General features: G+C 44.6%; 23 protein-coding genes. 5 read left to right on the top strand and 18 right to left on the bottom strand.

Translation table 11 applies throughout. The annotated features are described in order from the left end of the window. Positions 1 to 4: 4 nt before the first annotated feature. Positions 5 to 616: a hypothetical protein gene (locus ACN0VA_RS10000; RefSeq protein ID WP_417821011.1), complete on the bottom strand. Its 612-nt coding sequence runs from the start codon at positions 614 to 616 to the stop codon at positions 5 to 7. Between the two features lie 512 nt (positions 617 to 1,128). Here ACN0VA_RS10000 and ACN0VA_RS09995 point away from each other — a divergent pair. After that, the gene (locus ACN0VA_RS09995) at positions 1,129 to 1,704 is read left to right on the top strand and encodes an ATP-binding protein (protein ID WP_417821010.1); all 576 of its coding nucleotides are present in this window, start codon (positions 1,129 to 1,131) and stop codon (positions 1,702 to 1,704) included. A 31-nt stretch (positions 1,705 to 1,735) separates the two neighbouring features. Here the strand turns inward: ACN0VA_RS09995 and ACN0VA_RS09990 are convergent, their stop codons facing one another. The 13 genes from ACN0VA_RS09990 to ACN0VA_RS09930 form a co-directional block, all read right to left on the bottom strand. After that, positions 1,736 to 2,923 carry a SpoIIE family protein phosphatase gene (locus ACN0VA_RS09990; RefSeq protein ID WP_417821009.1) on the bottom strand — a complete coding sequence of 396 codons (1,188 nt, stop codon included), beginning with the start codon at positions 2,921 to 2,923 and terminating at the stop codon, positions 1,736 to 1,738. Positions 2,924 to 3,021: 98 nt separating this feature from the next. Next, positions 3,022 to 3,915, bottom strand: coding sequence for a hypothetical protein (locus ACN0VA_RS09985; RefSeq protein WP_417821008.1), 894 nt, complete (start codon positions 3,913 to 3,915; stop codon positions 3,022 to 3,024). 4 nt (positions 3,916 to 3,919) lie between these two features. After that, the gene (locus tag ACN0VA_RS09980) at positions 3,920 to 4,981 is read right to left on the bottom strand and encodes a protein-glutamate methylesterase/protein-glutamine glutaminase (RefSeq protein ID WP_417821007.1); all 1,062 of its coding nucleotides are present in this window, start codon (positions 4,979 to 4,981) and stop codon (positions 3,920 to 3,922) included. A gap of 129 nt (positions 4,982 to 5,110) precedes the next feature. Then, entirely contained in the window at positions 5,111 to 5,737 is a 627-nt protein-coding gene (gene cheD, locus ACN0VA_RS09975) for a chemoreceptor glutamine deamidase CheD (RefSeq protein WP_417821006.1), read from the bottom strand. 19 nt (positions 5,738 to 5,756) lie between these two features. Continuing rightward, a complete protein-coding gene (locus tag ACN0VA_RS09970; protein ID WP_417821005.1) occupies positions 5,757 to 6,692 on the bottom strand; it encodes a CheR family methyltransferase in 936 nt (311 codons plus the stop codon). A 14-nt stretch (positions 6,693 to 6,706) separates the two neighbouring features. Further along, the gene (locus ACN0VA_RS09965) at positions 6,707 to 10,006 is read right to left on the bottom strand and encodes a methyl-accepting chemotaxis protein (protein ID WP_417821004.1); all 3,300 of its coding nucleotides are present in this window, start codon (positions 10,004 to 10,006) and stop codon (positions 6,707 to 6,709) included. Between the two features lies 1 nt (position 10,007). Beyond that, positions 10,008 to 10,547 carry a chemotaxis protein CheW gene (locus tag ACN0VA_RS09960; protein ID WP_417821003.1) on the bottom strand — a complete coding sequence of 180 codons (540 nt, stop codon included), beginning with the start codon at positions 10,545 to 10,547 and terminating at the stop codon, positions 10,008 to 10,010. Between the two features lie 4 nt (positions 10,548 to 10,551). Continuing rightward, the gene (locus ACN0VA_RS09955) at positions 10,552 to 12,903 is read right to left on the bottom strand and encodes a chemotaxis protein CheA (protein WP_417821002.1); all 2,352 of its coding nucleotides are present in this window, start codon (positions 12,901 to 12,903) and stop codon (positions 10,552 to 10,554) included. Between the two features lie 31 nt (positions 12,904 to 12,934). Next, positions 12,935 to 13,300, bottom strand: a complete 366-nt coding sequence (locus ACN0VA_RS09950; protein WP_417821001.1) for a response regulator — start codon at positions 13,298 to 13,300, stop codon at positions 12,935 to 12,937. After that, positions 13,300 to 13,614 carry an STAS domain-containing protein gene (locus ACN0VA_RS09945; protein WP_417821000.1) on the bottom strand — a complete coding sequence of 105 codons (315 nt, stop codon included), beginning with the start codon at positions 13,612 to 13,614 and terminating at the stop codon, positions 13,300 to 13,302. Before ACN0VA_RS09945 ends, ACN0VA_RS09950 begins: the two co-directional genes overlap by 1 nt. A gap of 116 nt (positions 13,615 to 13,730) precedes the next feature. Then, a complete protein-coding gene (locus ACN0VA_RS09940; RefSeq protein WP_417820999.1) occupies positions 13,731 to 14,480 on the bottom strand; it encodes an Hpt domain-containing protein in 750 nt (249 codons plus the stop codon). Positions 14,481 to 14,535: 55 nt separating this feature from the next. Next, the gene (locus tag ACN0VA_RS09935; protein WP_417820998.1) at positions 14,536 to 15,174 is read right to left on the bottom strand and encodes a response regulator; all 639 of its coding nucleotides are present in this window, start codon (positions 15,172 to 15,174) and stop codon (positions 14,536 to 14,538) included. Then, on the bottom strand, positions 15,171 to 16,544 hold the full coding sequence (locus tag ACN0VA_RS09930; RefSeq protein ID WP_417820997.1) for a cache domain-containing protein: 1,374 nt from the start codon (positions 16,542 to 16,544) through the stop codon (positions 15,171 to 15,173). The genes ACN0VA_RS09935 and ACN0VA_RS09930 overlap by 4 nt, the downstream gene beginning before the upstream one ends. A 328-nt stretch (positions 16,545 to 16,872) precedes the next feature. Between ACN0VA_RS09930 and ACN0VA_RS09925 the strand changes: the two genes are divergently transcribed. Then, a complete protein-coding gene (locus tag ACN0VA_RS09925; protein ID WP_417820996.1) occupies positions 16,873 to 17,721 on the top strand; it encodes an alpha/beta fold hydrolase in 849 nt (282 codons plus the stop codon). A gap of 3 nt (positions 17,722 to 17,724) precedes the next feature. Then, positions 17,725 to 17,943: a hypothetical protein gene (locus ACN0VA_RS09920; RefSeq protein WP_417820995.1), complete on the top strand. Its 219-nt coding sequence runs from the start codon at positions 17,725 to 17,727 to the stop codon at positions 17,941 to 17,943. Between the two features lie 21 nt (positions 17,944 to 17,964). On the opposite strand, the gene ACN0VA_RS09915 is transcribed toward ACN0VA_RS09920, so the two are convergent. Beyond that, on the bottom strand, positions 17,965 to 18,804 hold the full coding sequence (locus ACN0VA_RS09915; RefSeq protein ID WP_417820994.1) for a fumarylacetoacetate hydrolase family protein: 840 nt from the start codon (positions 18,802 to 18,804) through the stop codon (positions 17,965 to 17,967). 57 nt (positions 18,805 to 18,861) lie between these two features. On the opposite strand from ACN0VA_RS09915, the gene rimO reads away from it, so the two are divergent. Next, positions 18,862 to 20,184, top strand: coding sequence for a 30S ribosomal protein S12 methylthiotransferase RimO (rimO, locus tag ACN0VA_RS09910; protein WP_417820993.1), 1,323 nt, complete (start codon positions 18,862 to 18,864; stop codon positions 20,182 to 20,184). Between the two features lie 6 nt (positions 20,185 to 20,190). On the opposite strand, the gene ACN0VA_RS09905 is transcribed toward rimO, so the two are convergent. The 3 genes from ACN0VA_RS09905 to ACN0VA_RS09895 form a co-directional block, all read right to left on the bottom strand. Next, on the bottom strand, positions 20,191 to 20,628 hold the full coding sequence (locus ACN0VA_RS09905; RefSeq protein ID WP_417820992.1) for a group III truncated hemoglobin: 438 nt from the start codon (positions 20,626 to 20,628) through the stop codon (positions 20,191 to 20,193). Between the two features lie 2 nt (positions 20,629 to 20,630). Continuing rightward, positions 20,631 to 21,089 (bottom strand): RrF2 family transcriptional regulator, encoded by a 459-nt coding sequence (locus tag ACN0VA_RS09900; protein WP_417820991.1) that lies wholly within the window; start codon positions 21,087 to 21,089, stop codon positions 20,631 to 20,633. Between the two features lie 150 nt (positions 21,090 to 21,239). Then, positions 21,240 to 21,458, bottom strand: coding sequence for a hypothetical protein (locus tag ACN0VA_RS09895; protein WP_417820990.1), 219 nt, complete (start codon positions 21,456 to 21,458; stop codon positions 21,240 to 21,242). Positions 21,459 to 21,612: 154 nt separating this feature from the next. Here ACN0VA_RS09895 and thiI point away from each other — a divergent pair, with 154 nt between their 5' ends. Beyond that, positions 21,613 to 23,106, top strand: coding sequence for a tRNA uracil 4-sulfurtransferase ThiI (gene thiI, locus ACN0VA_RS09890; RefSeq protein ID WP_417820989.1), 1,494 nt, complete (start codon positions 21,613 to 21,615; stop codon positions 23,104 to 23,106). Positions 23,107 to 23,116 lie beyond the last annotated feature (10 nt).

The raw sequence follows: 23,116 nt of genomic DNA, 5'->3' as shown, positions 1-23,116 counted from the left end.
TTTTTTATCTCTTATTCAATACTTTACGACAATCTTTCACGATTGTACGAATATTTTTTGCAGCATGTTCAAATTTCGCCACAATCGCTTCGAAATTGGCACGATAGATGGTCGATACCGTTGCGGCTTCCAGCCGTGACGTAGACGTGACAACGTTGGCAGCCAACATCCTTGTTTCAATTTCTTCCAAAAGGGTATGAAGACGGCGTGTATTTTTGTGTAATTTTTCCTGAAATTCTCTCAAGTCCCGTTCCGCCAGTTTGGCGGCTTCTTCATAGCTTTCCCGATAAAGCGCATCCTTTGATTTTTCTTTGGCCCGATTAAAATGATAGACTGCGTCTTTTCCACGCAAGGCCGTCAGAGAAGAGCGAGAAATCATCAAAGCTTCCCGATTGATATCTTCAACCAAATGAATGGTATCATTGGCCAGTTCGACCATATAATCAGTAATTGGCTTAAACGTCCGCACATTCTCCCCCGCCCGTGCGACCAACGCTTTGGCATTCATCGCTTCCAGAGAGATGTTTTTCGCCTCTTTTAAAACCAGACTGAGCTTTGCGGCCACCGCCACGGCTGTTATAAAAAAGGTTGTTCGCAATTCAATATCTGCGGCCATTTGAAATCCAATAAATCATTTACGTTTTCTTTAAACGGAAAACGATTACTACGCCAGATTTAAACATGATTAAAACAGTTTAACAATATTTGATACTGTTTAAAAAAAGTGCAGTCATGCCTAAAACTTATTGATGTCCTTACACGCATGAGGCAAAATGGATTATAAGTTGAGACTGAGAATCTCGTGGAGGATAACAACGAATGGGCGAGTTGGTTACGTTAGTTGTAACTGAAGATATGGGGTTTCGAGAAGGTATCATATCTTCTTTATCAAATGACCCGATAAAACTGACGTTCGCCTCCACTTTCAATGACGCGGAAGACCTCCTTCAAGATAAAAAAAACAGAATATCCACAATCATTTGTGATATACCGAGTGAAGATTGTCATTTTGAAACAGCTTTACGCGTTTTCAAAAGAAAAGATTTCGCGAAATATGTCCCTATTATCGGTATTTCGCCCCTTGCCTCTAGCAAAAATAAAATTTCTCGGCAGCTCTTTTTTCATCTTATGTCTGCACCTGTACATGAACAAATTCTTGTCCATACAATTGAGGCCGGTAATTCCGACTTTAAACGCTATCAGGCGCTTTTAAACGAAGTAAAATCACGCACGTCTGCGATTGGGCTGATCCAGTCCGGGATATTCACCCTCAAAACCTTGCAGCAGGCAGAAGCACTGACCACAATGCTTTCCTTGGCTTGCCCGGACCCGTCTGCCGTCGCTCTTGGATTATCCGAATTACTGGTCAATGCAATCGAACACGGTAATCTGGAAATATCATATTCTCAAAAATCACAATTGCTGGAAAACGGTCATTGGGACGAAGAAATCAAGCGACGGCTCCAACAAGATAAATACAAAGATCGCTTTGTTGAAATTCAGTTTTCTCGCACACCGGACACAATTGAAATCATTATTGAAGATCAAGGCCCTGGATTTGATTGGCAGAAATTCACGCAATGTGACCCTGCTAAGTTCAACAGCAAACACGGTCGCGGAATTGCCCTTGCCATCGCAATGGGCTTCACACACCTTGAATATAATGAAAAAGGTAATCGGGTAAAAGCCGTTGTAAACCTTTAGTAAGACGGGCTTTCTTCAAAAAATCTGAAATTTATGGTTCATTTGGACGTACAAAATTAATGATCGTCAAATCATCTGGGATCGGATGAATGGCCGTTTTCAAAAACTCATCCAATAGCCTGGGTTGAATATTCTCGAACCCTTCCACCGCATATTTTTTAATACGTTGCAAAAGCCCCTTTTCTTCCCACATTTTTCCCTCTGCATCAGGCGATTCAATCAATGCATCGGAATAAACGAAGACAAAGCTGTTCGGCGGAAACTCAATAACTTTATTACTATATTCGTACGTGTTCATAATACCAACGGGCAACCCGGCTGTATCAATAAATTCGATACCCGGCACATCCCCACCACGACAGACCGCAACAGGTGGTGCGGCGGCTGCTGCATAGGTCAATGTATTTTCTTTTTCATCAATAACGGCCCAAAACAGTGTCGCAAATTGCTCCACCGCCAAAACCTTGGTTAAATGGGCATTTACGGCATCCAGACAAGATTTTGGATCTTCCCAGTTTAAGTGGCTTTCATTGATCAGCGTATGTAGTCGAAAGGTATTTAGGGCCGAAACAACACCATGCCCGGAAAAATCAATAATGAAAAAACCGAAGCGGTTTTCATCTATTTGTTGCATACCCCATAAATCACCCCCCAGCTCAGACGATGCCTGCCAGTACGATTGGATAGAAATATTGAAATTCTTTTGAACTTGATTAATGGTCTCTGTCGTTGGCAACAAACTTTCTTGAATGACACGGGCGGATGCCAGTTCTTGAATCATACGTGCCTGATAGGCTTTATCACGACGTTGCAAAATTAGGTTATGCAATTGCAATTTCACGCGTGCAACCAGTTCATAAACGTTCAAGGGTTTAGGGATCAGATCATTGGCCCCTACCTCAAAAACCTGTGCGCGTTCCTGCGTTGCTTCCATTCCTGTTTGAATGAGAATAGGCAAGTTTGCATATTTTTTACTGCTTCGAATACGGCGGCAAACCTCAAACCCGTCAATACCCGGCATAACAATATCCAGAATGAGCAAATCGGGCGAAAGCTCATCTAATTTTTGCAGCGCTTCGTCTCCATTTTCTGCCAAATGGAGATTATTGAACCCCGCTTTCATCAAGCAGGTTTGGATCAATGTTCTCAAAACCGCGACATCATCGACAATCAAAATCTTACAATCTGATATTTCAGAAAACTGGACGGCTTCTTCCATATAATAGATCCTCGGGTGACGAACTTTTCATTAAAATAATTGTTTAGAGCGTGTTTTAAAGACATCCTACCTAGGATGCATTAATCTTGGTCAAGCTGTCAAAATAATTCGATGTCATCTGATGCATCGCTATGTTCAACACCAATTGATGAACCACCGCTTTCTATTTTATCTTCAACGTCCAATAAAATATGTTTTACAAACCGTTCTCGCATTTCATTCAGGTGCAGTTCCGCAATCATTTTTTCCAACCAAGGGTGATCGGGATCAATGCAATCTATATCATCGCAAACATGCATTGTTTCCTCTTCCATGCCGGACAACATATCAATCATCACTTTTAAGGTTGCTGCAATACGTGAAAAGCGCTGGTTGGTACGGTCCTGGAACTGCATTTTGACAACAATCTCAGCAATACTTTGATGTAGACTATGCGCGCGTTGACCCGTTTGTCCCAGCATTTTTTCAAATTCTGTAATGTCAGCCAATACATGACGCATAAAATCAATCCGTTGCGACGGATCTTGATCCTCTGAAGAACGCACAGCCAATTTATGTTGATCTGTGATTTTTTCGCTCACCCGGCGTAACACATCGAAATTGATAGGTTCATCACTTTGTTCTTTTGCGATTTCACCCTGTAACAAAAGACGGGCCTGATCCAATTCTAATGCGTGACTTTGTCTTTCTTCATTTTCTTTCGCCTGTTGGCACAGCTCTCTTTCCAGCCTTTGCAATGATTTGATAAGAGGTTGTCCTGTCTCGGTTTCCTCTCCTGTCCTTTCCTGCTCACAAAATTTATCAATTTGCGCGACTTGTTCCTGTGCAATTTCTGCCATTTTCAGAAATTGCCGGCTCAATTGTTCAACACTTGTTTGCAATAACTGGTTGGCCGTATCTACTTCATTTATCAAAGCGGATAAGCCGTGCCGCTTCGCAAGGGAAAGGCTCAGCCAATGTGAAATTGCCCGTCGTAGTTCCTGCTCCGTCAAAACGTTACTCCGTTTCTTTATTTTTATGACAAAGTGAAATCAGGACATTCGCAATTTTTTTAAGATCGGCCTGTACGTCGACACCGCCCTTTTCATATGCGGCTTTAGGCATGCCATAAACAACGCAACTCTGTTCATCTTGTCCAACCGTATAGCTTCCCGCCTGATGCATTTTCAACATGGACTCTGCACCATCTTTGCCCATACCGCTCAGCATAACACCAATTGTCCGCTCAGGGTCCACATGACAAACAGAATCAAACAAGACATCCACAGACGGGATATGGCCGCTTACAGGGTTTCCCTCCATCAAACGACAGACGACTTCCCCCTTACTTTTCGCAAGACGTAAATGACGATCACCCGGTGCAATATAAACATGGCCTGAACGCGCAATCATATAATCTTCGGCTTCGTGAACCGTCAATTCACCCAGTCCATTTAAGCGTTGAGCAAACGTTTTCGTAAATTGTTTAGGCATATGTTGCACAACAAAAATCGGTGGCATTGCTTTGGGCAAATCAGAAAAAATTGTGCGCAAGGCTTCGACCCCACCGGTTGACGCACCGATGACAATCATATTGTATTGTGATGTGCTCCCCTGCATGGGAACCATCGTTTCTTTCGACGCTGGAAAGATAGTTTGTTCCAACGGTTTTACTTTTGCATTGGCGGCTGTTTTAACCTTGGCGATAATCTCTTTTGCTTTTTCACCGAGTTCGCGTTCCACATCGTGCTTTGGCTTGGCGACAAAGTCCACAGCTCCGATTTCCAGAGCTTCTAACGTAATTGCCGCACTATTTTGCGTCATTGTCGAAATCATAACAACGGGCATAGGGCGCAACTTCATAATTTTGCGTAAAAAATCTATCCCGTTCATTTTGGGCATTTCAATATCAAGCGTTACCACATCGGGATTTAACTGCTTAATCATCTCGCGCGCTTTCAATGCATCCGGGGCTGTTCCGACGACATTCAGCACCGGATCACTATTGAGAATAGAAGTCAGCATCTCCCTGATCAGCGCGCTGTCATCTACAATCAGTACTTTAATGGCACGGGTCATATTTTTATTTTTCCTTCTCCCCTAAAGCAAATCCCGAGCAGTTTTTTCTAACCTGCGACGACGCATTTGCATTCGATCGATAACTTTAGAGTATTTCCGGCGAGTTTGGGCGAACCTGAAATTCTCTCATTAAAAAAGTTCGATAGATCCCTCAATATCTCTCTTTTCAATTTGTTTTTTGAAGTTGCTCTCTTCGGCTGCAACAACAGCATTCCCCTTGCTATCCAGCAGTTTCATTTTTACTTTCCCTGTTTCCGGGAAATAAATAATTCGCCTTCCCTGTTCGCCCCCTAAATGTTGTGCAGAAACTGCCATATGTTCAATGCGCAGGTAGGTTTCAACAAACTCGACATTCTTGGTACCTATCAGGTTTTGCGAATTCATCACATTGGCACCGCCGAAGAGTTTAATCTCCAGACGATTTCGCGCGCCCCCCATACGAAGGATATCGTTAATTAAAACCTCCATCGCGTAGTTGCCATAGCGCATGGAGGCACTGACGCCCCCCCAATTTCCTGTATCGCTTTCAGGCAACATAAAATGATTAATACCGCCAATGCCCAATTCGCTGTCTCGAATACAGGCAGACACACAAGACCCCAAGGTCGTGACAATCATTTCATCTTTGCTGGTCGTCACATAATGCGCACCCGGCCCGACTTTGACAGCAAAATGCTTAAACGTTGGATCCCAATATCTCCGGGATGCTTTTTCATCATCTGAACCTTGTGAAAGGTATTTGTTTTCTTCGTTCATCAATCCCCCCTTTCACACGTTATGTGATGCGCCTGTATATGGTTCGCCCATATAGATCAAGACGTTTATCTACATCCAACAAGTTCTCGGAATGTCCAAGATAAAGCCAGCCCCCCGGCCTGAGAAGGTCCACGAGCTTATTGGTCAGCTCTACTTTGGTCTTATGATCAAAATATATCATCACGTTTCGACAAAAAATGGCATCAAACGGCCCCTTCATGGGCCATTCCGAGAGTAAATTCAATTGCTTAAACGCGATATAATCTCGCAAGTGATTGGATATATGACATTTATCCGCATTTAGACTGCTGGGTTGGATGTATATTGAATATTTTTGTGGAACCTGTTCGCGAATAACTTGGTCATAATCGCCTAAACGCCCCTTTTCCAGCATATTACTATCCAGATCCGTTGCCAGAATTTTAGTATTGATTTTCGGAACGGATCGCATATTCAACATTTGATCCAAAACCATTGCCATACTATAGGCTTCTTCCCCGGATGAGCACCCTGCCGACCATAAGCGCAGACGATCTTGTTTGCCCTGTTTTATAGCCTTTATCGCATCAGGCAACCCGACTTCAGACAGATGTTCAAAATGATGTTCTTCCCGAAAGAAACGGGTTAAATTGGTCGTTATCGCGTTTACTAAATTACCAATTTCCCCCTCACCGCGATTTCCAGCCAAAAAATGTAAATAATCAGAAAAAGAACCAATATTTAAAGCCCGCAACCGCCGCACCAGACGCCCATAAACCATATTCTTTTTATGATCTTTCATAACAATGCCGGTCCGTGACTGAATTAAATCGGCAAGAGTTGAAAAGTCATTATCTGAAAAGGGAAATTCGCGCGTTTGTTCTTTCGGCTTGGCGATAAAGCGTACCTTCGGTTTTAACGCAACAGCTGACGTTTCTTTCTTACGTGTCATCAGTTTGAATTTCTTTTCAGTCATTACCTGAAACTCTCTTAGAATTCTTCCCAATCGGCATCCACACTATTTGCATCAGCCTTCGCGGGCTCATTCACAATTTTCTTAACAGGTTGGCGATCACGCGGCTGTGGATCCAGATCGCCTAACTCCGCTTCGAACTCATCTTCGAAAGAGACATCATAGGTTTGTGTTGGTGCTGTTATGTGCGCACTTGGTGCGGTTCGTTCTTCAATCGTTTTCGCAACAGGTACGGCAAGTCCGCCGGCGACTTCTTTCCTTGTTTCAAAGAAGGAAATCAACTGCATCATTTTCTCTGATTGGTCTTCCAAAGATCGTGCACTGGCTGAACTTTCTTCAACAAGGGCTGCGTTTTGTTGTGTCATTTCATCCATTTGTGTAATGGCAGAATTAATTTGATCAACCCCACTGGCTTGTTCTCGGCTTGCCGCTGCAATTTCAGAGACAATATCTGCAACACGCTTGATCGAATTGACAATATTTTCCAGTGACGCCCCGGTATCACCGACAAGTTTCACACCATTTCGAACCTGTTGATTACTATCAAGAATAAGGTTTTTAATATCTTTTGCGGCTTCACCACTGCGTTGGGCAAGGGTTCTGACTTCGGATGCGACAACCGCAAACCCTTTCCCGGCTTCTCCGGCTCTTGCGGCCTCAACAGCAGCATTCAAGGCCAACAAATTGGTTTGGAAGGCAATTTCATCAATCACACCGATGATATCGGAAACCTTCTGTGAAGACTCTTCAATCGATGACATGGCCCCGACAGCCTGCACCACCACATCACCACCAACTTCTGCAACATCACGTGCATTGCGGGCCAACTGATTGGCCTGTTGTGCATTGTCTGCATTCTGCTTGATCGTCGTTGCCATTTCTTCCATAGAAGCCGCCGTTTCTTCGAGGCTGGAGGCTTGTGTTTCCGTTCTTTGCGATAAATCAATAGAACCGGAAGAAATTTCCCTTGAGGCGTTGGTTATCTCGCTTGAGGCCAACATAATATCACCAACGATACTTCTTAAACGTTGCGATGTCTGGTTGGTGTCCTGCTTCAAGGCTTCATACGTACCGAAATAATCTTTCGTAATTTGATATTCCAAGTTGCCTTTGGCAAGCGCTGACAAAGATTGTGCAATTTCATCAAAAACATCGCGAACCGTATCGGTCAAGGCATTCACACTTTGTGCCAAAGACAGCATAAAGCCTTGCTTGCCGTTCAATGAAATTTTCTGAGAGAAATCCCCGTTAACGACACTGCGCACAACATTATCAACCTCTTCCTGAACAGCCAGTTGGTCTGTGATATCTTTCCATTCCACAACATCGCCGTAGTCCGTATCTTCCCCATCCTTCACAGATGCCACTGTCAGGTCAAAGGTACGGCTGCCCATTTTGATACGTGCCTGCTGCACGCCCTCGTCATTGATCGAGTATTTCTCCTGACCATCAAGCGTATTCTTAAACGCATTGATCGGCTGACCCAGAATGTTTTTAGAATCAAAATTGGGGAGAACCTGCTGGATATCATTTTCAGCCACTTCAAACATTTTATGCGCAGCTGGGTTAACGTAAACGATTTCCCCTTCAGAATCCCCCACCATGATACAGGTGGTCGCATTATCCAAAGCCGTTCGAATACGGTAGTTTTCAATCGCAGTCGTTTCGTCCAATTCCCGTCGTGTCAAACCATCGGTTAAATCCAGCCATTCGACCACGCTACCCAGACGCCGCCCCTCGGCATCGCGAACAGGCGCCATTGTCAAATCAAATGTACGCTGTCCCATCGTCATACGGTTTTTCTGCGCTGTATTTAAATCGGATAAAGTATCAACCGGATATTGTGGATCACTTTGAAAAATATCTATGGACTGACCCAAGATATTATTTACATCGAAATGCGGCAGTGTTTCGCGGATATCATTTTCCGCCACCCGGAACATCTCTAAAATGGCATGGTTCATATAAATGATATCGCGATCCGCATCGGCAACCATAATGCATGTTGTTGCATTATCTAAAGCTGTACGAATGCGCGTATTTTCAACGCTCATCATATAAATCTGGTTCAATGACAGGGCCATTAAGCCAAGTTCATCCCCCCGATCCTGCATTTCTACGGTTTTCACACGCCCCGCCGCCAATTCAGAGACCAGTTCCGTCATTTCCGTAATGGGGCGTGAAATACTTTTCCCAATAAATATGCCAATGACAACCACAACGCCCATCACACCAGCCATTGTCAGCAACAGCATATTTTGAATGTCACTTAGAAAAGCGAGAACCTCATCCGCGTCTTGTGCAACAACAAACGCATAATTCACGTCTTTAAAATTAAATGGTGCATAAGCAATGAAATGATTGCTCGGTTCTGTATGTCCGGCTTGAACCGTTTCACCTTCCAAAATACCCGTTTGTCCGTCCAAGGCTTTGCGAACATGTGCACCACCGACTTCGCGTTTTAAGACTGTGTCTCTCTCAAATAAAGGAGATTGGTTTCGGGCTAGACGATCTGCGCCAACAAGTATGGCTTCCCCCGTTTTACCCAACCCTTTACGTTTTGAAATCACTTGGTTGATCGGATCAACAGATAACTGAAAGATCAAAACACCTTTTGTAAAACCGTCAACAACAATGGGTTGCCCGATAAAAGCCGCCGCTTTTTTATCACTTGCTTCATATATACTGAAGTCAGTAAAGGTTTGTTCCCCTTTGCGCAGCTTCAAGCTGGCCTGAAAGGTTTGAGCCAACGGATTGAATTCCGAATTTCCACCCGTCAAATTACTGGCAAAATCTGTTTCTTTATAGACGGAATAAACAACATTCCCATCCAGATTAACCAAAAAGACATCGCGGTAACCACGTTTTTCCGCAAAGTTTGAGAACCACGGATGATAGGCTTTGTGAACCTGACCATAAGCGCTCAGATCATCATCCTGAAAAATCAGTTTTTGCTTTTCTCCGAAAGGATAAGGGTTTTGTTCAATATATTGTTTTTTCAGGTTTTCCGCAGGTGTCCCATCCATCATCTGCCAAGCCCGGCTGAAGGCCAATTGGGCTTTTTTTGTCATCGGAGCATCCGCAACAATTTGCAGATCAGATTCCACGCCTTTGAAATAAACTTCAAGCTCTTTAACCCGTTCTTCAGCTAAAACACTAAAGCTTTCCTCTACCTTGGCCTTTTCGAAGTTTTCAATTTGAACAAGAGCAAAAATAACAACAAGAAGTGCACTAAATGCAGAACAAAGTACGATAAAGAGCGGTATCTTACGGGACAACTGCCAAAAAGAGTGTCGGTATTCCATATATTCACTCATCTTATTTATCCCCTAAAGCAGCTTTACCCAGCACGACGCCATTCTCAATAGATTGTTGATTAAACAATAAATCAGCATCAAGCAACGCAACCAAACGATCTTTCACAGTGACAAGTCCACTTAAATATTCATCATCAATATTACGTTCCATTTGCGGCATTTGTTGAATTTCGTCTTCCGCAATCGTCAAAATATCGGATACGGCATCAACCAGCATTCCAATCATGCGCTGCCCAACCTGCACAATAACAACGACATGCATATTCGTGGCTTGCGTCAAGCCCATACCGAAACGACAGCGCAAGTCAAAAATGGGGACGATCACGCCGCGCAAATTCAAGACCCCACGCATATATTCCGGTGTGTTCGGCAAGTGGGTCGTATCAGTCCACGCCTTGATTTCCCTGACGGCCATAATATCAACACCGTATTCTTCCTGCCCGATCGTGAAAGAGATATATTGACGAGTTTCAGACGTACTGTCCTGAACCTCCATACCTTTTTGATCGTGTGGCATTAAATAGTTGTGTGTCGAAGACATGCCTTTACTCTCCAGTCAATAAAACTTGCCGTTGCAGGCTTTTGTTTTTACGGCGTTTTTCTGCGCTATGTTCCATTTCCGCTAAACCGTCTACATCCAAAATCAATGCCACTTTACCATTGCCAAGAATAGTCGCCGCCGCGACACCGGCAATCGGATCATAATTTTCTTCAAGGCTTTTTATAACCACCTGTTGCTGTCCCAACAGCTCATCAACCATAATGCCGACGTAGCCGTAACGCTCGGTCTCCACAATCACCACGAGGGCCTCTGCCGGGTCTGTAACGGCATCTTTCAAATTGAACAGATGATGCAGATTGACAATCCGAATATATTGTCCTCGTACAGACACAAGTGTGCCCCCGTTCATTAGGCTTTTGATTTCTTCACGAACGGGATGAATACTTTCAATAATAGATGTCAGTGGAATAATATATTTTTCAGCCCCGCATTTAACGATCATCCCGTCAAGAACAGCCAACGTCAAAGGTAAAGACATCAAGAAACGTGCGCCTTCCCCCGGTGTTGAAAAAACAGAAATTCGCCCGCCAAGACTGACAATATTACGTCGAACGACGTCCATTCCGACACCACGACCAGACACATCACTTACCGAATTTGCAGTCGAAAACCCCGGTGTAAAAATTAAATTATCAATGGTTTGCGCATCTATTTCCGCGTCACGTTCCACCAGCCCTTTTTCTTCGGCCTTGGCAAGAACACGATCACGATCAATCCCGCGACCGTCATCACTAACTTCGATCTGGATACGGCCGCTTTTATGTTCTGCACGCAGATATATACGGGCGCGTTCTGGCTTGCCCGCTGCCCGTCTTTCATCCGGTGTTTCCACCCCATGATCGACTGAGTTTCGGATCATATGGGTTAAGGGATCCATCAACTGTTCAATAACCGTCTTATCGACCTCGGTCATTTCACCAGAGGTAATAAGGTCTATTTTTTTACCCAATTTCGCAGACAATTCCCGCACCAGTCGAGGCATGCGTGCAAAAACAGATTTAACAGGCTGCATCCGGATTGCCATCACGCTTTCTTGTAATTCACGCGTTCGGGCATTGAGTTCCTCAAACCCTTGCGTCATCCGTAATCCTGCATTATTGGCCAACTCATCAGCTTGTTGCTTCAGCATGGATTGTGTGATGACCAATTCGCCCACCATATTGACCAAACGATCAACACGATCCAGATCGACCCGAATAGAAGACACCGTCGGCGCAGAAACATTACCATTCGCCGCCATATCGACTTTTGGGGTTTCAGTTTTTGATAAAGACTGTTCTTTTTTAGGGCTCGGCGCAGGTGTGGCTTCTCTGGGCTGCATATCACCCGCCAGATCGGCCAAAGGTTCCTTTTGAGGGATCTCAGCCATCTCGGCTGAAGGCGCCATCACATCAGATGTAACTTCGATTTGTTCTCGAGCATCAACAAGTTGAATATCAAGCAGACAGTCATCAATAACAAATTCAAAAACTTCTTCAATATCAGAAATGCTACGGTCTGTATAAAGATCAAAGGTCCAGCTTAAATAAGCCACATCCGGCGCAATATCCGCAAGTTTGGGCAATCGTGAAACATCTACATGGGCGATACAGTCTCCCAAGGTTTTTAACTCACGCGCCAGCAATAACGGCTCATTGGCAAATTGAAGCAAATGCGGTTCCGGGACGAAACGGATACGATAATGAGGCTTCGTTAATTCGGGACAATGGGCTGTTTCTGTATTGTTTTCAACCTCTGGTTCATCGTCAAACAGTCCCCAACCTTGATCATCTTTTTCCATCTCAGACATTTGGGTCGAAGGCGGTAAAATATTTTCAAGGAACAAGCCCCACCCTTGTTCTTCTTCTTCTTCTGTCGTTAAATTATAATTTGCAACCGATGCTAAAAGCGGAGAAATTTCTTCATCATCTGATGAGGTCTCACCTGCTGTAATATTTAGGCCGGAAAATTGTGCCAATTCAGAGGCAACCGTTTTCCAGATATCAGGGGAAGGCTCGATTTCTTTTTGCGCCATTTGGACCAAGGTGCCCAGCACGTCATTTGAGCGGATCAAACAATCCACGAGATTATGATCCGGCTGAATTTTGCCTTCGCGCAAAAGGTCCAATGTTGTTTCCAGAATATGTGAAAACTCGATCAATCCTGTAAAATTGAAGGCACCCGCCCCACCCTTTATGGAATGGACACACCGAAATATTGCATGCAGTGTTTCGACATCAACATTGCCAAGTTGTGCTTGAAGTATGCTCAGGTGTTCTTCTGCCGTTTCCAGAAGGTCCTGACATTCTTCAAAGTACGTCACTTTGAACTGATTTAAATCGAATTCCTGCGGCACAGTTTGCGTACCCTTCTATTTTTTCTATGTTTTAAGGACAGACTTTAGCAACAACCTGTAACAACTTATCCGGGCTGAAAGGTTTCACAATCCATCCTGTCGCCCCGGCGGCACGGCCTTCATTTTTTTTGCTGTTATCGGATTCTGTCGTCAAAACAAGAATAGGTGTCGATTTATGGATATTATGCGCACGCAATTCTTTAATCAGGGCGATCCCATCCATACGCGGCATATTAATATCGGTGATAATGAGATCAACACGATCATTGCCCAATTTTCCAAGTGCATCTTCGCCGTCGCCCGCCTCAATGACTTCATGCCCTGCATTTCTTAAGGTGAACCCAACCATATCGCGCATGGTTTTGGAATCATCGACTGCTAACACACGCAATCCCATTAACTTTCACTCCAATTATCTAAATATTCAATCAGCCCAAGATCACATATACCGCGTTGAAAACCTTCGCTAATATTGCGCACGGAAAACTTAAGGCCTTGTTGCTCCATCTCTGAAGCCGTCGCAAGCATAACCTGAATACAAGGCGTTGAAAGACGTTCGACGTCTTGACTGTCAAGGATAAGGTTTTTCATCATGGACGCACACTCGCGCAGAGATGACAAAAATTCTTCAGCAATGGCCATATCCAAAATTGGAATCAGGCGCAAAATGATGTCATTCTCAACGACCTTTATATCAAAGGTAGTGTTCATATATTATCCCCGAACTTACAAACGCCAAATGCGTTATTCCATGCATTGCAAACTGGCAGACACCAGAATCGCAACGATTACATGCTAGCAGGCAAATAGGAAAAATAAAACAATTTCTAAGCCGTAACGACAACTGCGATAAAATTCATCACATCAATTGTTACGTTTGCTTCTGACAATAACTGAACGCCTTGCAAATTTTCAGATAGGGCTTGTCTGCGGTCCGGGCAAATCATTGCGCATTTCGTTTGTGATAACGCCTGCAACGCCCCAAGGCTACGAACCAATTCTGCTCCGTCCATCTCATCTTGAACTTGCGCTGCCAAGACAACATCCGGCTTATGCAAAACCGCTGCCTTATAACCACGAAAGGCCGATGTCGCACTGGTTACCTCAAACCCGTTATCCTGAAAAAGGGGTGTAATCTCCTTCACCATTTCCGTTGAAGGGGAAATGATAAGAACCTTATTTTGTTTTGTTTCATCGCGGGTTTCTACAACTGATCCTTTTTGTGGCAAATTGGCGAGCCATGTATCCGCTTGTTCCAAATCCCCCGCCTGCCCACTTTCGATAAGATCATTCAGGCGATCAAGATAGGCATAACAATCTTCTATCAAATTATCGGAAGCAATACTTTCACCAGACATGAAATCTTCAAATTTATGGCAAAGTTTGGACACCAAAGGCATTTGGAAAGTGCCGCCCATGCCCTTCAGGCTATGAACTTCGCGGTGGAATTCTTCTAGTAAACTTTTTTCGTCCTCTCCCGGATGATTTAAAAGCACCAAGATTTCATTCAGGCGAGCTATTTTTTCATGCGCGGTTTCAATGAATTTTTCACTCATTTGCGCAAGGATTTCACTCATATCCATTTTGTTACCCGCCGTTTCCTCAAATTCCACTGCAACTTATATATAGATACTAAAGCTCTACAATACCGTTTTCAATCGCGTACTTCACAAGCCCAGCTGAAGTTTTCACTTCCAACTTACGCTTGATATTCCTTCGATGTGTTTCAACCGTTCTTACACTAATATCAAGTTCACGAGCCACATGTTTATTGCTGTTTCCTTCAGCTAGCAATTGTAAAATCGTTTTTTCGCGATCCGTTAACGGCACTTCTTTCTTGCTGCTTTCATTGACCAAAATATCAGTCACACCGGAACTATAATATGTCTTACCTTGATAAACCGCTTTAATCGCAATGAGCATTTCACTGGATGAGACATCTTTTAAGATATAGCCTTTTGCTCCTGCTTTAAGAACTTTCGTAATGTATTCCCGGCTATCATGCATGGTTAACATCAATAATCGAATATCGGGCAGAAGTTCTGCAAATTTTTCGGCGGCCTCAATCCCGTTCAGCACAGGCATATTGATATCCATTAAGACGATATCAGGTTTGCGTTCCGTGGCTATTTGTAACGCTTCTTCGCCGTTTCCGGCTTCCCCGACAATCACAATTTCCGGGTCGTCCTCCAGCCTGGATCGAATGCCATCCAGAACAAGGGGGTGATCATCTACCAGAAGAACCCGAATTTTATTATTTTCGTCTGTCATATCTCATCCTGTAACACTCTCAGGGGAAGCTTTGCTTCAACCACAGTACCTTTATCGGGCGAAGACCAGACCGTCAACTCGCCACCGTGAAATTCTATACGTTCCTGCATGTTACGCAAGCCTATCCCTTGGAATGCATTTTTTCGTCCTTCCATCCGTAAAACATCAAAACCAACACCATCATCAGAAATAACCATCCTGATCCCGTCTACGCGTTTCATTAATTCCAGACGCACTTCCGACGCACCGGAATGGCGTTCAATATTGGTTAATGCTTCTTGCGCAATTCGAAACAGGGTTGTTTTTACGTCTGGCGCAAGTTGTTTTGTAAACAAATGCTTTTGAAAGCTCGCCTTAATCCCCGTTCTTTCCCCAAATTCAAAACACATGGCTTCCAACGCGGCGGACAGGCCAATATCGTCCAGAACGCTCGGACGTAAGTCACGTGAGATACGCCTGACTTCACCGATAGCTTCCTGCAATCCCTTGGCGCCTTTTTCCATTGGTTTTATTGCATCACTTGCCCCGGCTTTGATCTTATCAATGGCCAACTCAATGGAATATTTCACCGACACCAAAATTTGACTGATCCCGTCATGCAGTTCACGCGAAACTCTGCCGCGTTCTTCTTCTTGAAATTCCACAATCCGTTGCGTAAGTTCCTTTAACTTAGTATCCGCCAGTTTACGTTCGTTTGCATTGATCACAAGACCAGAGACGAAAACAGCAACCAACGCAAAAATCGCAATCCAGAAAATCATCATAAACGTATGTTGAATACGGTTTTTAATTTCACGTTTGCGCGCTTCGATTTCCTCGTAAATTTCATCCAGATAAATGCCGGTACCGATCATCCAGTCCCATTTTTCCAGCATAACAGCATAGGCCAGCTTTTCCCCCACCATATTACTGGACGGCTTTTCCCAAAGATAACGATAATAGCCGCCACCATTGCGCGCACGTTCTGTCAATTCCTTGATAACAAGGCGGCCTTTGCTGTCTTGCAGACCCCACCAGTTCAGCCCGACTATTTCCGGCTGACCGGGATGAACCAGCCCCGTACCACTGCCGTCATAGACGAAAAAGTAACCGTCTTTTCCATAGGTCAGCTTATTTAAAATAGCCTTCACTTCCTCGCGGGCCAGTTGATCATCCTCTTTTGCATTTTCATAAACATGGTCTACAGCCGTCAGCGCCATGTTCATATAATGGCGCAGTTCATCATGTTTTGCAGAAATTACGTTGCTTTCCACACGCTCCAACTGTTCATCGATCAGGTTATCTGACTGAAAAAACAAGATAAAGATGATGGCGCTGACCGCAAAAAATAACGGAAGTACAGCAAGCAGGAGGATTTTCAGACGCAGCATTTACATTTTCTCATTGCGGAATTTTTCCAAAGCATATCACGAAAGCGTAAAAAGAATACTACGTAGTAATAGGTATGACCACTGCGTAATCATTGCGATTTTCACATCGACATTTTGCGAGTACCTTCTTGCCAAGTTGTTTTTAAACGGCGATCCATTTTGCAGGTCCTTTCCCCCGATCTGCGCACCCTTTAAGGTCTTGCAGGATTATCGCCATTAAAGTTTTCGAGCAACGTTCCCAAACGAAAGGCTCCTCACTTCCCCAGTGAGGAGCCTTTCTCTTTTCCGCTTTCTTTGCTATCAATAGAATAATAAAAAAGGAGGCGACATGTTAGGTCAAAACGAACCTGTATCACATTATATTCAAGTCGATGGTTGCGAAATTCACGTCAGCGAATGGGGATTGGATAAACCACACGCGATCCTCATGTGGCACGGGTTAGCCAGAACAGGACGTGATTTCGACCATATTGCACAGGTCTTATCCAAACATTACCGTATCCTTTGTCCAGACACATTGGGGCGCGGCCTATCCCAATGGGCGAATGACCCAAATCGACAATACTCCTTTGATTTCTACGAAAAAATTGCCCTCAAGGTCTGCGAGATATTTGGTTTTTATAGTTTCGATTATATTGGAACATCTATGGGCGGTGCCTTGGGCATTCGATTGGCAAGCGGTCCGTTAAAAAACAATATCAATCATTTGATAATCAATGATATTGCCCCTGAATTGGCCCCCAGTGCCGTTGAACGTATTCTTACCTACGTCGGTAACCCGCCTGTCTTTAACAACATGTCGGATCTTGAAGAATATCTGCGCACGATTTACGAGCCTTATGGTTACTTAACGGATGAACAATGGCGCTTGATGTGTGAAACATCCTATCGCCGTATGGATCATGGTCACCTTACCACCCATTACGACCCCAAAATCGTCACGCAGTTTACGGCTCATCCCGATGACTACGACTTATGGGATGAATATGCACAGATCACTTGCCCAACGCTCGTCCTCAGGGGGCAAATGTCCGATCTGTTGTTACCAAAATGGGCTGAACAGATGACCCAAACCGGCCCCAAAGCTCAAGTCATTGAGATTGAAGGCTGCGGTCACGCACCAGCATTAAACAAAAGTCAGCAAATTCAGATTGTTGAAAACTTTTTGAAAGGATGAGTCATGAGTAACGACGATCATATCAAAAAATTATTGCAAGACGGACTTGGCAAATTCAACGTGGAAAGCCCGATCAAAGATCAAACAGACCCGCGGGCCCAAGCACCGGACACAGTCCCGACATTTGATGAATTGGGTTATGAATACGAAACCAATCCGGTTTTGAAAAAACGTGTTGAAGAAGAAATTCAGGAACTGAAAAAGAAAGACGGGCTGGAATAACCAGCCCTCTTACTCGGATTATTATTCAGCGACAACCTTTTGACGCTGTACCCCCAACCCCTGAATACCCAGCACCATTTCATCACCTGCCTTCAAATAAACAGGCGGGGTTTGCCCCATGCCTACCCCCGGCGGTGTCCCGGTCGATATGACATCACCGGGCTGCAAAGACATAAAGCGCGAGAGATAACTAATCAGGTGACGTACACCAAACACCATTGTTTCGGTTGTACCTTCCTGAAAACGTTTTCCATTGACTTCCAGCCACATCGACAGATTTTGCGGATCCGGTATTTCATCTTTTGTTACCAGCCACGGACCAATGGGGGCAAATGTATCGCACGATTTCCCTTTCACCCATTGTCCTGTACTTTCAATTTGATAGGCCCGTTCCGATACATCGTTCAAGATGCAATAACCTGCAACGTAATCCAATGCCTCGTCTTCACTGACATACTTGGCATGTTTGCCGATGACGATGGCTAACTCACATTCCCAATCTGTTTTGACCGACCCACGGGGCAATAAAACATCATCATTTGGGCCATTGATGGCGCTGGTCGCTTTGGTAAACAAAACCGGCTCGCGCGGTACATCCATTCCGGCTTCTGCTGCGTGATCAGAATAATTCAGGCCGATGCACAGGATTTTGCCGATATTGCCGACACATGGTCCAAGGCGGGCACCTTCAATCACAGGCAGGCTGTCCATATCTAATCCGGCGATACGATCAAATGCACCGGCTGCAATACTGCACCCGTCAATGTCATCTAAATGCCCTTCCAGACTGCGAATATTGCCTTGATTATCCAGAACGCCCGGTTTCTCGTTTCCTTTTTCACCAAAACGAACAAGTTTCATGTATGTTTCCTCTGCCTGTTCTTTACTTGTGCATGGACAAGGATTATATAAGCCGCCATGAACACGCACATTCCAAAAATCGGTATTGTCAGCCTGGGTTGCCCAAAGGCACTGGTTGATTCTGAACGTATCCTGACACGGCTTCGCGCAGAAGGCTACGAAATTTCACCTTCCTATGAGGGCGCAGACGCCGTCATTGTGAACACATGTGGCTTTATCGACAGCGCCAAACAGGAATCTTTCGACGCCATTGGCGAAGCCTTAACCGAAAATGGTAAGGTTATCGTCACAGGCTGTCTGGGTGTAGATGAAGATGGCATTCGCGAAGTCCATCCCGGTGTTCTGGCGGTCAGCGGCCCACATCAATATGAATCGGTTATGGAAGCGGTTCATCAGGCCTCCCCACCGCTACATAATCCGCACATGGATTTAATCCCGGCAGAAGGCATCAAACTGACACCGCGCCATTACGCTTACTTAAAAATTTCAGAAGGGTGCAACCAGACCTGTACCTTCTGCATCATTCCGTCCATGCGTGGTAAGTTACGTTCCCGCCCTGCTGGCGAAGTGTTAAAAGAAGCCGAAAATTTGGCGCTTAGCGGCGTGAAGGAAATCTTGCTGGTTTCTCAAGACACGGGTGCTTACGGGTCCGACTTGCGTTATGAAGAAAGTGATTTTTACGGTAAATCTGTACGGACCAAGATGTATGATCTCTGTAATGCCTTGGGGGATCAAAAAGTCTGGACCCGTCTGCATTATGTTTACCCCTATCCGCATGTAGATGATGTCATCCCCTTGATGGCCGAAGGTAAAATTCTGCCTTATCTGGACATTCCGTTCCAGCATGCCTCCCCCCGTATTCTGAAATTGATGAAACGTCCGGGTAATCAAATCGAACTGTTGGAACGCATTAAAAAATGGCGTGAAATCTGTCCTGAAATTACCATTCGTTCCACATTCGTTGTTGGCTTCCCCGGTGAAACGGAAGAAGATTTCGAATATTTGCTCGATTGGTTGGAAAAGGCCCAACTGGACCGCGTTGGCTGTTTTAAATACGAGGCCGTCGAAGGGGCTGCTGCCAACGACCTGCCTGCCCCTGTTGATGAAGATGTTAAAGAACAACGCTGGAACCGCTTAATGGAATTCCAGCGTCAAATTTCTGATGAAAAAATGCAAGCCAAAATCGGCAAGGTTTTTGATGTTATCATTGATGACGTCGATGAAGAAGGCGCTGTCGGTCGCACCAAAGGCGATGCCCCCGAAATTGATGGCGAAGTCTACATCAATGGTGAACTGGACCTGAAACCGGGCGATATTGTCAAGGTTAAGGCCGAACATGCTGAAGATTATGATATCTGGGGCAGTTTGGTCGATGCCTAAGACGGTTTAAGCGACTTCGTTTTTTCCCTCAAGGAGGTTCAGTTGGTTCTGGACCTCCTTTTTATCAAAGGGCACCTGAAACATGCCAATTTGCAAACTTTGTGCAATCCGGGCCGCAGGTTCCAGAAATTCCATCTGTAAATGAGGGGGAATTTCCTCCTCAACCGCCTGTTTGAAAAGTTCAAGCCAACGTGCAAAATTATCAGGACGTGTGCGGTCCGCAATCAATTGATGTTTCAACATAGGGCGGCCCTGAAAACGACGGGTTTTCAAGGTAATGGACGACCAGAAATCACACATTGTCTGTAAATGGTGATCCCACTCTGTAATGCGTTCGTTAAAAATCGGTCCTAACGTCGTGTCATCACGGATTACATCGTAAAATTTGTACACAAGCGCAGAAATCATTTCTTCGCTGACACCATCTTGATATTCATTTGTCATTATTACTGTCCCGTTTGATGTGTAAAATCAAACAATCCCAATCGTTGAAACAAAACCGGCTGCCCGGTTAAAATATCAGCGAGTGTGTATTTATCCAAAACGCTTAGAAAAGCGCTCAAGGCTTCGTGAAACATGTCATTTAATTGGCAACACCCGGAAATCCGGCAGTTCCCCCCATCGGGGCGAAAACATTCAGCAATATGAAATCCGTCTTCGGCAAGGCGTACAATTGTGCCGATTTTGATATCCTCAGCACGATGCGCCAACCGAATACCGCCACCACGCCCACGTCGACTTTCAATCAAGGAATTTTGCGCAAGGTTGTGGACAATTTTACGCAAATGCTCTTTTGAAATCCCATGTTTGTCCGAAATTTCATCAATAGTGCTGAGCTCATCCGGTTTAGCCGCCAGATAAATCATTACACGCAAAGAATAATCCGTAAATTTCGACAAATGCACCGTTACGTTTCCTTAAAGTGTATGTTCCAGAATAAACCAGATATAAAGCGGTGCCGGGGCAAATACCCACATAATGAGCCAAGGCATCACCACAAACGGGTTAATATTTTTGATAAAGGAGATCATATCCTTTTCCCTTTCATCATCAAATTAAAAGAGTTTAATCGCCTGATAAATCGTCAAACCAAACAGCAACGCCAACCAAACGGGAAAGGCCAATCCTGCACTGGCCTGAATAGACCTGACAACCTCGTCCTTAACAGGCGTTGTTTGCTTTTGTGACCATTTATGTTGTGCCCGAACAAATAAAACAGCCGTTGCCAACCAGGCAAAGGCCATTACTTCCGCAATTAAAATCCAGTTGGTCATAACAATCACCATGATTAGTTTATTTAATGTATTTTTTGTACATCTTTTAAAGATGTATTGTCAATACTCTTTTTGAATGTTTGACAGTTTTAAAAAGGAAGAGTACAAGGCGCGTCACACCCCCTTACACCCTTGGTTTATGAAAGAGTGCGTCATGGAAGTGTCCACACGATACCCGCATGTCATTATTGTCCGCTTGGCTCCGGAAATTTTATTAAAAGCGCCTGCAACCAGCAAAAAGTTTCAAAAACTGCTCCGTTCCAACATGAACGAAGGCTTGGAGCGCGCAGATATAAACTTTGAAATCATCGGTCATCAAGGCCGCATTCAAGTTCATACCGACAATCAAGAAAAAGCGTTGGACGTCTTGTCGCGCACATTCGGTGTGGCAACCTTCTCCCCTATCGACAAAATCATTGACGGTGGTTTGGAAGCACATAAAGAGGCCGCAGTAGAGCTTTATAAAGATCTTGTTCAGGATAAATCTTTCGCTGTACGTATCAAACGGCTGGGACAGCGCAAGAAATTTACGTCCGTCGAAATGGAACGCCAAGTTGGTGGATGCCTTCGACCTTTTGCAAAAAAAGTTGACCTGGATAATCCCGACGTCATGATCAAGGCTGACGTTGTGGGTGATCTTGCCTATTTTTACACTCGCAAAATCAACGGTCCCGGCGGCTTCCCCATTGGTATTCAGGGCAACGCGATCACCTTGATTTCCGGTGGCTTTGATTCCGTTGTTGCCGCATGGTATTTAATGAAACGCGGCGCGATGAATGACTTTGTCTTCTGCAATCTGGCGGGCGCCGCCTATGAACGTATGGTCGTTGAAATCACCAAAGTCCTGTGCGATCGCTGGGGGGCAGGCACACGCCCCAAGCTTTACTGCATTGATTTTGAAGATGTCATCAATGATTTGCGCACCCATACTCGCCCGGACTGGTGGCAAGTCATTCTGAAACGTCAAATGTATCGCGCAGGCTGCGAAATTGCCAAGCGGATCGGCGCAGACGCCCTTGTTACAGGCGAAGCGTTGGGACAGGTGTCTTCACAAACCCTTTCCAACCTGAATACAATTGATGAAGTTTCCGACATCCCCGTTTTACGTCCGCTTATCGGATTTGATAAGGAACAAATCATTCGCGATGCCCGCATAATCGGAACAGACAAACTATCTGAAAAAATCCCGGAATATTGCGCATTAAACAAACGTCGCCCCGCTGTTAAATCCGGTCGTAAGACGATTGAAACAGAAGAAAAGCGTATGGATTTTGATATTCTGACCCAAGCGGTCGAAGGCGCGCGCATTTATGATATGTTTGACGTAACCGACGAAGACGTCGCCCAACATTCTGTCTTTATCGAAGAAATCCCCAAAAATGCCATTATCATCGATTGTCAGCCTGAAAGCCTGTATGACAATTGGCATGTCGCAGGTGCCAAAAATTACACGGCTGGCAAGTTGATGAATAACTTACGCGACCTTCAAAAAACCCAGCCCTATGTTCTTTATTGTCCGTTTGGGACACAATCAGCCGTTTTAGCAGAACGTATGCAAAAGGCCGGATACGAGGCCTATTCCTACAAAGGCGGCATTAAGCAGTTGAAACGCATTTATCCAAATGGTGCGGAAACTGAAGACGACTAAGAAATAACAA

Origin of the sequence: Terasakiella sp. (genome assembly GCF_048267425.1) — a bacterium.
Taxonomy (GTDB): domain Bacteria; phylum Pseudomonadota; class Alphaproteobacteria; order Rhodospirillales; family Terasakiellaceae; genus Terasakiella.
This window is presented reverse-complemented; position numbering and strand designations above follow the sequence as displayed.

What these genes read in the sequence shown, in the direction of transcription:
- ACN0VA_RS10000 (WP_417821011.1), bottom strand. Translation starts at nt 616, where the DNA reads ATGGCCGCAGATATTGAATTGCGAACAACCTTTTTTATAACAGCCGTG.
- ACN0VA_RS09995 (WP_417821010.1), top strand. Translation starts at nt 1,129, where the DNA reads ATGTCTGCACCTGTACATGAACAAATTCTTGTCCATACAATTGAGGCC.
- ACN0VA_RS09990 (WP_417821009.1), bottom strand. Translation starts at nt 2,923, where the DNA reads ATGGAAGAAGCCGTCCAGTTTTCTGAAATATCAGATTGTAAGATTTTG.
- ACN0VA_RS09980 (WP_417821007.1), bottom strand. Translation starts at nt 4,981, where the DNA reads ATGACCCGTGCCATTAAAGTACTGATTGTAGATGACAGCGCGCTGATC.
- cheD (WP_417821006.1), bottom strand. Translation starts at nt 5,737, where the DNA reads ATGAACGAAGAAAACAAATACCTTTCACAAGGTTCAGATGATGAAAAA.
- ACN0VA_RS09970 (WP_417821005.1), bottom strand. Translation starts at nt 6,692, where the DNA reads ATGACTGAAAAGAAATTCAAACTGATGACACGTAAGAAAGAAACGTCA.
- ACN0VA_RS09965 (WP_417821004.1), bottom strand. Translation starts at nt 10,006, where the DNA reads ATGAGTGAATATATGGAATACCGACACTCTTTTTGGCAGTTGTCCCGT.
- ACN0VA_RS09960 (WP_417821003.1), bottom strand. Translation starts at nt 10,547, where the DNA reads ATGTCTTCGACACACAACTATTTAATGCCACACGATCAAAAAGGTATG.
- ACN0VA_RS09950 (WP_417821001.1), bottom strand. Translation starts at nt 13,300, where the DNA reads ATGGGATTGCGTGTGTTAGCAGTCGATGATTCCAAAACCATGCGCGAT.
- ACN0VA_RS09945 (WP_417821000.1), bottom strand. Translation starts at nt 13,614, where the DNA reads ATGAACACTACCTTTGATATAAAGGTCGTTGAGAATGACATCATTTTG.
- ACN0VA_RS09940 (WP_417820999.1), bottom strand. Translation starts at nt 14,480, where the DNA reads ATGAGTGAAATCCTTGCGCAAATGAGTGAAAAATTCATTGAAACCGCG.
- ACN0VA_RS09935 (WP_417820998.1), bottom strand. Translation starts at nt 15,174, where the DNA reads ATGACAGACGAAAATAATAAAATTCGGGTTCTTCTGGTAGATGATCAC.
- ACN0VA_RS09930 (WP_417820997.1), bottom strand. Translation starts at nt 16,544, where the DNA reads ATGCTGCGTCTGAAAATCCTCCTGCTTGCTGTACTTCCGTTATTTTTT.
- ACN0VA_RS09925 (WP_417820996.1), top strand. Translation starts at nt 16,873, where the DNA reads ATGTTAGGTCAAAACGAACCTGTATCACATTATATTCAAGTCGATGGT.
- ACN0VA_RS09920 (WP_417820995.1), top strand. Translation starts at nt 17,725, where the DNA reads ATGAGTAACGACGATCATATCAAAAAATTATTGCAAGACGGACTTGGC.
- ACN0VA_RS09915 (WP_417820994.1), bottom strand. Translation starts at nt 18,804, where the DNA reads ATGAAACTTGTTCGTTTTGGTGAAAAAGGAAACGAGAAACCGGGCGTT.
- rimO (WP_417820993.1), top strand. Translation starts at nt 18,862, where the DNA reads ATGAACACGCACATTCCAAAAATCGGTATTGTCAGCCTGGGTTGCCCA.
- ACN0VA_RS09905 (WP_417820992.1), bottom strand. Translation starts at nt 20,628, where the DNA reads ATGACAAATGAATATCAAGATGGTGTCAGCGAAGAAATGATTTCTGCG.
- ACN0VA_RS09895 (WP_417820990.1), bottom strand. Translation starts at nt 21,458, where the DNA reads ATGACCAACTGGATTTTAATTGCGGAAGTAATGGCCTTTGCCTGGTTG.
- thiI (WP_417820989.1), top strand. Translation starts at nt 21,613, where the DNA reads ATGGAAGTGTCCACACGATACCCGCATGTCATTATTGTCCGCTTGGCT.